Raw genomic sequence first — 7,847 nt, 5'->3', positions numbered from 1 at the left:
ACATAAAAGTAATTTTGTGTAGTCACTCAGTTCATTGATTATTTTTGTTTGCATTCACTCCGAAAAGTAAAAACAAACTAGTGATTATCAACTCACAAGTGCCCACACAGATTAATAGGTTTCAAATTGTTAAAGAGCTTTTCTTCTACTTTCAAAGCGTTTTCGCTTTTCTGTGAAGAGGACGGTCATTTTATCGAATTAAGCCTCAGTGTCAAGCACTTATTTGAAACTTAATTTCTAAACCATCTTACTAACCGTAATTGCTAATCCCTTATGGGATGGGCTCTCCGTGTCAGTGAGGTCGAATTATAGAGAGTTCGATCACATTGGCAAGCTCTTTTTGAAGATAATATCATATTTATGTTTTTATGGTTAAAGTACGAACAAATCAATGCTAAATTATCTAAATAATCCTATTTCATTAACAGTAAATTATCATTTTTAAGGGATATCATATGACATCGTCATTACGCAGTTATAAATCTATCTTTCCCACTCTTGGTTTACGAACTTATGTAGACCCATCCAGTGTTTTAATTGGCGACATAAGAATTGGAGATGACTCTAGCGTTTGGCCTTTAGTTGCAGCAAGAGGGGATGTGAACTCTATCTTTATCGGTCTTCGTACAAATATCCAAGATGGGTCTGTCTTACACGTAACCCATAAAAGCCAAGATAACCCAAAAGGCTCACCATTACTTATTGGAGATGATGTAACAATAGGACATAAAGTAATGCTTCATGGTTGCGAAATACAAAACCGTGTACTTGTAGGGATGGGAAGTATTGTTTTAGATAATGCCATTATTGAATCTGATGTCATCATTGGCGCAGGCAGTTTAGTTCCACCAAATAAAACCCTTAAAAGTGGCTACCTTTATATAGGTAGCCCAGTAAAACAGATTAGAGAATTATCAGTAGAAGAAATTGCCTTTTTAAAAAAATCGGCAATGAATTACGTTTCATTCAAAAATGACTATATAGAAGAGGAAGAAACTAATTAATGATAATTTCACCAGAAGCATTGAACTCTTCATCTTCTATCAATGCTTCTGCTTGTTCTTCGACATCAAAGCGGTATTCTTCAAAAATACGTAATGCATCTGCATTATTTATTATGACGTCTCCACTTTCAGACTCTAGCCATGAAATAGTAACACGGCATTGAATTAAGTTTCCCATCTGCTGAGCAGAGAATAAAATGGCTTGTGTCTCTTCATTCCATTGAGCATCATCACCGAAAAGGATCGACTGATTCATTTAAATACCTTCTAAATTTTTTCGTAACTCACGTAATATCTGTTTACCACCAGGACGTAAACCTCGCCACACAGTAAAGCTTTCAGCCGCTTGCCCAACGAGCATTCCTAATCCATCATAAGCTTGGTGTGCATGGTGTTCTAACGCCCATTGGTTAAATACCGTTTTTCCTTGCCCATACATCATGTCATAGCAGATCGTATTTTTAGAAAAAATCGTTGGACTGATATCTGGTAGCTGTCCAGATAAACTTGCTGACGTCGAGTTAATAACTACATCAAATGATTCATCAACCTCATTCATCGGTACTGCATTAATGATTCCGTAATTTGAAAAGATAGTAGCAAGTGTTTCTGCTTTTTCATAAGTACGATTCACTACTGTAATAGAAGAGGGGTTTTGTTTTAATAAAGGAAGAAGTACACCTCGTGCCGCACCTCCTGCGCCGATCAATAAAATGCGCTTATCTTGAAGTGGGATTTGGTATTGCAGTAAATCCTGAACGAGCCCTTCGCCATCAGTATTGTCACCCAAGACAATTCCATCATCCAATCTCTTTAATGTATTAACCGCACCAGCTAGTTTTGCTCGGTCTGTTAATTGATCCGCAAATTGAAATGCTTCCTCTTTAAAAGGGACAGTAATATTACAACCTTTCCCACCGTTAGCGAAAAAATCAGTTACGGCATCTAGAAAACCATCCACAGGAGCCTCAATAGCAACATACTCTAAAGATTGAATAGTCTGACGTGCGAATAAGGTATGTATAAAGGGGGATTTACTTTGTGTTATTGGATTACCAAAAACAGCATACTTATCCATGAGTGATTCCTTTCAATAAATAACGTTAATTAAGTCACCTTACCTTAAAGAAATAATAGATGCATTAGCCTTGGCGTAATGTGTTTCCTGTTTTTGCATCACGAATTTCCGTAGGCTGAGTTCTATTACCTACCTCTCCCTCAAAAATAACGACTCCGGTATCACCTAACTGTTTCTTAACTTCAGATACGGTTCGGCAAGGTTCATAACCAGAAAGATTCGCACTTGTTGATGTAATAGGCTTCCCAAATTCTAAACAAATAGCTTTAACTTGTTCATGGTCTGTGACTCTAACTGCGATACTGTCAAACTGACCAGTAACTAAAGAATGTGTATTTTGGTTTACAGGAACAATCCACGTAACAGGCCCTGGCCATGTCGACTTTATCTGCTCTATTTGTTTATTATCTAGTTGAGAAAAATCAACATAAGGAAGCAATTGCTCAATAGAGGCGGCGATTAATATTAGTCCCTTCTCTTGAGGGCGTTGCTTAACTGCTAGTAACTTATGGATTGCAGACTCATTATCTGGATCACAGCCAACACCAAAAACACCTTCAGTCGGGTAGGCAATAACATCACCATTATTTAAGGCTTTTACGACTAGATCTAGATTCTTCACACTTACACCATTATTAGACTAAATTAGTCTCTCTATTCTATTGATAAGATCAAATCAAACAACTGCTTTCCATTTTTCAATTGTCATTAATCGTTAATAACTTGTACTTTTCATTACGCAAACGTTTCCCTTCATGTCAAATACCCATATAATGCTGCCAACTTTTTATATATTGCCAATATCTTTATCCAAGGAGTTCACAATGAAAGTCGGTATTATCATGGGTTCAAAATCAGACTGGCCAACAATGAAACTAGCCGCTGAAATGCTTGATCGCTTTAATGTTCCTTATGAAACAAAAGTAGTTTCAGCTCATAGAACTCCACAGTTACTTGCTGACTATGCAACTCAAGCAAAAGATCGTGGCATCAAAGTTATTATTGCCGGTGCTGGTGGTGCGGCTCATCTTCCAGGAATGGCAGCGGCGTTTACTAGTATTCCTGTCCTTGGTGTTCCTGTTCAATCTAAAGCATTAAAAGGAATAGATTCACTTCTTTCTATCGTACAAATGCCAAAAGGTATTGCTGTAGGTACTCTTGCAATTGGCGAAGCTGGTGCTGCTAATGCGGGTATTCTGGCTGCTCAAATCATTGGAACATCAAATGAAGACGTAATGGCAGCAGTAGAAGCATTCCGTAAAGAACAAACAGACACCGTATTAGCAAACCCAGATCCATCAGAGGACTAATCATGAAAGTGCTTGTGCTCGGTTCAGGTCAACTCGCTCGCATGATGGCGTTAGCAAGTGCGCCATTAAATATTGAAATTATCGCTTATGATGTAAATAACCAAAGTGTTGTACATCCATTAACTCAACAGCTCATTAATTTATCATTAGAACAAGCAATTAATGATGTAGACGTTATTACTGCAGAGTTTGAACATATTCCTCACGATATTCTCGAAGTATGTAGTCAAAGTGGTAAATTCCAGCCAAATCCCGATGCCATAAAAGCAGGAGGTGATCGTCGCTTAGAAAAAACACTTTTGGACAACGCTGAAGTATCTAATGCGAAGTACCACATCATAAATACAAAAAATGATTTCTTAAAAGCAATTGATATTGTTGGGCTCCCAATGGTATTAAAAAGTGCGCTTGGCGGTTATGACGGAAAAGGCCAATGGCGCTTAAAAGAACACGATCAAATAGACCAAGTTTGGGATGAAATGGAAGAGCTGATAAAAAGCTCACCAAACCAAGCAATGGTTGCTGAACAATTTATTCCATTCAATCGTGAAGTTTCATTGATTGGTGCTCGTAACCAAAATGGCGAAATGGTGACATACCCTCTAACTGAGAATGTTCACGTTGATGGCGTACTTGCGTTATCAACAGCGTTAGAAGGAACAAGTGAATTACAGCAGCAAGCCGACAAGATGTTTTCAGCTATCGCTGATAAACTTAACTATATTGGTGTTCTTGCGATTGAGTTCTTTGATGTCGATGGCCAGCTATTAGTAAATGAAATTGCACCACGAGTTCATAACTCAGGTCATTGGACACAACAAGGTGCTGATGTTTGTCAATTTGAAATGCATATTCGAGCGGTATGTAATTTACCTTTAAACGGAACTGAACTGCTTAGATCAACAGCAATGATCAATATTTTAGGCGAAGATACGTTACCTGAAAATATATTCACCATGCCCAATTGTCATGTTCATTGGTATGGGAAAGAGAAAAGGGCAGGAAGAAAAATGGGACACATTAATGTATGTGCCTCGTCTTCAGAAGATCTACAAAAAGAATTAGATAAGCTATCGGTAATATTAGACCACGATGCTTTTCCTGTTCTTGCATAACATCATTGATATAGAGTAACTCTTATCTATTTTAAGACATAGTTATCGAGTTACTCTTGTATCGCACTACATTTTTTATCCGCACAAACAAGCTTTGCTCCTGCTGCCGTATCTTTCTTCAGTAATAAAGAAAAATTACACACCTGACAATTACCATTCTGTGGTTCTAAATTAACGACAAAGCGACAATTTGGATATCCATCACACGCATAAAATGTTTTACCAAAACGTGATTTTTTTTCATGCAAAAGTCCCTTCTGACAGCTTGGGCAAACAATATGATCTTTCGACTCTTCTTTTTTCTGCTCTAATGACTCTATGTGCGAACACTCTGGATAAGAAGAACAACCAACAAACATCCCATAACGGCCTTGTCTTAGTACTAATTCACTTTCACACTCAGGACAAGGGATGCCAAGTTCTTTAACTACATGTCCATCATTACTTTTTAATGGACGAATATAACTACACTCTGGGTAATTTTGACACCCTAAGAATGGGCCCCTTTTCCCATAGCGAATAGCTAATTCACCACTACATTCAGGACAAGATTCATGCTCTAAAGCGTGTTCATGTGCTTTAAATAATTGCTTATCTATTTTTCCAGACATCGAACAGAATCCTTAATGCGCCATGCCTACATCAGCAGTATAAAGTAACTCTTCCATCTGCGTATAAGCACTCTCTTGACCAGGGACGTTAAATAACACCATCAACACTACCCATTTCAAATCATCTAACGACAATTCATCTGTTTCTAAAGCCATGACTTGTTCGATAATCATTTCTCTGGTTTCGCTGGTCAGAACTTTAATTTGCTCTAAGAAAAGTAAAAATCCACGGCACGCAGTATCAATCCCATCAATTTCTTGTTGAGTATAAATACGCATTGAAGTTGATGTACTTTGCTCTAGATGTGTATAAAACTCATCTTCTTGTAAACGTGCTAAATCTTCCAACCAATCCAACGCTTTATAAACTGCGTCTTGGTGGAATCCCGCTTTAAGTAACTCGTCTTCTAATTTTTCTTGATCTACACTGAGTTCAACATCACTATGGATATATGTTTCAAATAGATACATAAGAACATCCATCATGGCTAGCCCCTCCGCTTTTTAATGTAACCACCTGGGACTGCAGTGATGAAACCTTGCAACTCTAATTCAAGTAATTGCATCATGATTTCATGTACAGGCATCTGACATCGCTCTGCTATTATATCAACAGGCGTCGCCTCACTGCCTACGGTAGCGAACACTTTAGGAAATGGCAATTGTTCTGTGATAACTTCTTGTTCGAATAATGACGGTTGATGAGATATTGCGCATTCCGTGAGTGATCCAATCTCCTCAAAAATATCCTCCGGTGAAGACACCAATTTAGCCCCTGACTTAATCAAACCATTCGAACCTTGAGCTGTTGGGTTTTGTATTGAACCAGGAAGAGCAAAAACTTCACGCCCTTGCTCATTTGCATACCTTGCTGTAATCAAAGATCCTGAACGTTCTGCCGCTTCAACAACAAGCACTCCGGTAGATAAACCACTAATAATACGATTGCGTCTTGGGAAATTATCTGCTCTTGGTGGTGCGTCAGGTCGAAACTCAGAAACAAGCGCACCGTTATCAATAACACGATGTGCCAATGAGCGATGTTTGGCAGGATATATTTTTTCCAATCCAGACCCTAATACCGCGATAGTTTTACCTTTCGCTTCAATCGCACCATGATGGGCATAACCATCAACACCTAAAGCTAAGCCACTGGTTACCACGTAATTATGTTGAACTATAGAGCGAGCAAACTGCTTAGCACAATCTAACCCCTCTAAACTGGCATTACGGCTACCAACAATAGCAACTTGTGGTTCTGATAATGTAAGAACCTCTCCTTTAACAAACAATACTGGAGGAGGCGAACTAATTTCAGAAAGCAATTTAGGATATAACGGATTGGTTAATGACAAAATGGTATTTAGCTCACTTTCCTGTTGCCACTCTAAACACTTCTCAACCTCTTTATTTATCGGCTGCTGTAGATAAGCAACTTGAGCAGAAGAAAGTCCAAGAGATCGTAATCTATCGGTACTGTACTGAAGAATATTCTCTGCTGAATCAATAGTGAGTAATCGAGTCATGATCTTTCCGCCAATTCGCGGGCAGAAGCACAACGTTAACCAAGCAGATAAGTGACATTCCGGATCAGACATTATTTCTTATCCTTATTTAAAAAAGAAACAGGAGAAGAAAGTACGATGGTATCTTGGTGAATAACCGTTTCACTTCTCGTTATCAAAGCGAGGCTAAATGCTTCATAGGGGCGAATAATAATTAACTCACCAATCGTTACTTGAGGAAGCTGAATTCCTTTTTCGCTATCGCCTTTATTAAGATCATAAAAATATTCACCTTTCTTTCCCTTCACAACATGACCATTTTCTTTAAGAGAAAACATATTGCCCTGCTGTATTCCATCGTTACTCCCTCTATCAACGACAGCGACTTGATTCACCGCTAAATATTTCCCACCATGAATAGATCCGAGTATGGATAATTTTATATTTTCAGGAGCAGGTGATGGAGGAAATGTGGTAATTAAACCAGAGGATATATCACTAGAAGCTATCGGTAACACCATGTCGTTAATTGCAATTTCTTGATGTTGTTTCACAACCTTTAGTCCACTTATTTTCTCTGAAACATCAGTCAATTCAGCCACCGCAACAGAACGTAAAGCATACGACACTTGTTTTGTATCACTGCGAGTAAATTCGCCCACGATACGATAAATGCCCCATTTTCTATGTGATAACTCAGCATCTACATAAACTCGTTCATTGGCACTTAAAAACTGTCGACCATCACTCGTTCCTAATACTCGATAAGCTTGTTGATAACTTACCGCATCTATCAGCTTATCGGACTGTAAGTAAGGCACAATAAGATCATGATTAAGAGTAGGCACTGGAGTCTTCACCAATGTTCGAATTTGAGGAGATATTTTTTTTAGTGGTTTGATAGTTAAAATAGGATGACCACTCTGCCAAGTCATACTTAATTTATCTCCAGGGTAAATAAGGTGAGGATTATTAATATCAGGGTTAATTTCCCATAGCTTTGGCCAAACCCAAGGATCATCTAAAAATAAAGCAGATATATCCCATAATGTATCCCCAGGTTTTACGATGTAACTACTGGGATACTCTTTTTTTAACATCAACTTATCATTGAGTGCTGATGAATAAGGCGAAAAAGCAATCGCACTAAATAATGAAGTAAATATAAACAATTTTTTAAACATGGTCCGCTTTCCTTATCAGACATATCAACAGATGCTGTCA

General features: G+C 38.2%; 10 protein-coding genes. 3 read left to right on the top strand and 7 right to left on the bottom strand.

All coding sequences use genetic code 11. The features are described 5' to 3' along the window. The first annotated feature begins 455 nt into the window (after nucleotides 1-455). Entirely contained in the window at nucleotides 456-1,004 is a 549-nt protein-coding gene (locus tag Q1K78_RS01130; RefSeq protein WP_300173495.1) for a gamma carbonic anhydrase family protein, read from the top strand. Here Q1K78_RS01130 and Q1K78_RS01125 read toward each other — a convergent pair. The 3 genes from Q1K78_RS01125 to Q1K78_RS01115 all read right to left on the bottom strand — a co-directional run bounded on the left by Q1K78_RS01125 (nucleotide 997) and on the right by Q1K78_RS01115 (nucleotide 2,704). Next, nucleotides 997-1,260 (bottom strand): DUF1488 domain-containing protein, encoded by a 264-nt coding sequence (locus Q1K78_RS01125; protein ID WP_300173493.1) that lies wholly within the window; start codon nucleotides 1,258-1,260, stop codon nucleotides 997-999. The genes Q1K78_RS01130 and Q1K78_RS01125 overlap by 8 nt on opposite strands. Then, the gene (gene aroE / locus Q1K78_RS01120; protein WP_300173491.1) at nucleotides 1,261-2,082 is read right to left on the bottom strand and encodes a shikimate dehydrogenase; all 822 of its coding nucleotides are present in this window, start codon (nucleotides 2,080-2,082) and stop codon (nucleotides 1,261-1,263) included. A 64-nt stretch (nucleotides 2,083-2,146) separates the two neighbouring features. After that, the gene (locus tag Q1K78_RS01115) at nucleotides 2,147-2,704 is read right to left on the bottom strand and encodes an L-threonylcarbamoyladenylate synthase (RefSeq protein ID WP_300173489.1); all 558 of its coding nucleotides are present in this window, start codon (nucleotides 2,702-2,704) and stop codon (nucleotides 2,147-2,149) included. Between the two features lie 202 nt (nucleotides 2,705-2,906). Here Q1K78_RS01115 and purE point away from each other — a divergent pair, with 202 nt between their 5' ends. Continuing rightward, nucleotides 2,907-3,392 carry a 5-(carboxyamino)imidazole ribonucleotide mutase gene (gene purE / locus Q1K78_RS01110; protein ID WP_300173487.1) on the top strand — a complete coding sequence of 162 codons (486 nt, stop codon included), beginning with the start codon at nucleotides 2,907-2,909 and terminating at the stop codon, nucleotides 3,390-3,392. 2 nt (nucleotides 3,393-3,394) lie between these two features. After that, the gene (locus Q1K78_RS01105) at nucleotides 3,395-4,507 is read left to right on the top strand and encodes a 5-(carboxyamino)imidazole ribonucleotide synthase (protein ID WP_300173485.1); all 1,113 of its coding nucleotides are present in this window, start codon (nucleotides 3,395-3,397) and stop codon (nucleotides 4,505-4,507) included. Nucleotides 4,508-4,557: 50 nt separating this feature from the next. Here Q1K78_RS01105 and Q1K78_RS01100 read toward each other — a convergent pair whose 3' ends face one another. Genes Q1K78_RS01100 through Q1K78_RS01085 form a run of 4 tightly spaced genes read right to left on the bottom strand, consistent with a single transcriptional unit; the run spans nucleotide 4,558 to nucleotide 7,807 of the window. After that, entirely contained in the window at nucleotides 4,558-5,118 is a 561-nt protein-coding gene (locus Q1K78_RS01100; protein ID WP_300173484.1) for a type I DNA topoisomerase, read from the bottom strand. 12 nt (nucleotides 5,119-5,130) lie between these two features. After that, nucleotides 5,131-5,604 carry a DUF494 family protein gene (locus tag Q1K78_RS01095; protein WP_300173482.1) on the bottom strand — a complete coding sequence of 158 codons (474 nt, stop codon included), beginning with the start codon at nucleotides 5,602-5,604 and terminating at the stop codon, nucleotides 5,131-5,133. A gap of 2 nt (nucleotides 5,605-5,606) precedes the next feature. Next, nucleotides 5,607-6,716, bottom strand: coding sequence for a DNA-processing protein DprA (dprA, locus tag Q1K78_RS01090; protein WP_300173480.1), 1,110 nt, complete (start codon nucleotides 6,714-6,716; stop codon nucleotides 5,607-5,609). Then, on the bottom strand, nucleotides 6,716-7,807 hold the full coding sequence (locus Q1K78_RS01085; RefSeq protein ID WP_300173478.1) for a LysM peptidoglycan-binding domain-containing protein: 1,092 nt from the start codon (nucleotides 7,805-7,807) through the stop codon (nucleotides 6,716-6,718). The genes dprA and Q1K78_RS01085 overlap by 1 nt, the downstream gene beginning before the upstream one ends. Nucleotides 7,808-7,847: the final 40 nt, after the last annotated feature.

The sequence above is a fragment of the uncultured Aliivibrio sp. genome, assembly GCF_946479765.1.
Lineage (GTDB): Bacteria > Pseudomonadota > Gammaproteobacteria > Enterobacterales > Vibrionaceae > Aliivibrio.
Note: the sequence above shows the minus strand (reverse complement) of the source record. Positions and strands in the feature narration are given on the sequence as shown.

Coding starts and splice junctions, on each gene's coding strand:
- Q1K78_RS01130 (WP_300173495.1), top strand. CDS start 456: ATGACATCGTCATTACGCAGTTATAAATCTATCTTTCCCACTCTTGGT.
- Q1K78_RS01125 (WP_300173493.1), bottom strand. CDS start 1,260: ATGAATCAGTCGATCCTTTTCGGTGATGATGCTCAATGGAATGAAGAG.
- aroE (WP_300173491.1), bottom strand. CDS start 2,082: ATGGATAAGTATGCTGTTTTTGGTAATCCAATAACACAAAGTAAATCC.
- purE (WP_300173487.1), top strand. CDS start 2,907: ATGAAAGTCGGTATTATCATGGGTTCAAAATCAGACTGGCCAACAATG.
- Q1K78_RS01105 (WP_300173485.1), top strand. CDS start 3,395: ATGAAAGTGCTTGTGCTCGGTTCAGGTCAACTCGCTCGCATGATGGCG.
- Q1K78_RS01100 (WP_300173484.1), bottom strand. CDS start 5,118: ATGTCTGGAAAAATAGATAAGCAATTATTTAAAGCACATGAACACGCT.
- Q1K78_RS01095 (WP_300173482.1), bottom strand. CDS start 5,604: ATGATGGATGTTCTTATGTATCTATTTGAAACATATATCCATAGTGAT.
- dprA (WP_300173480.1), bottom strand. CDS start 6,716: ATGTCTGATCCGGAATGTCACTTATCTGCTTGGTTAACGTTGTGCTTC.
- Q1K78_RS01085 (WP_300173478.1), bottom strand. CDS start 7,807: ATGTTTAAAAAATTGTTTATATTTACTTCATTATTTAGTGCGATTGCT.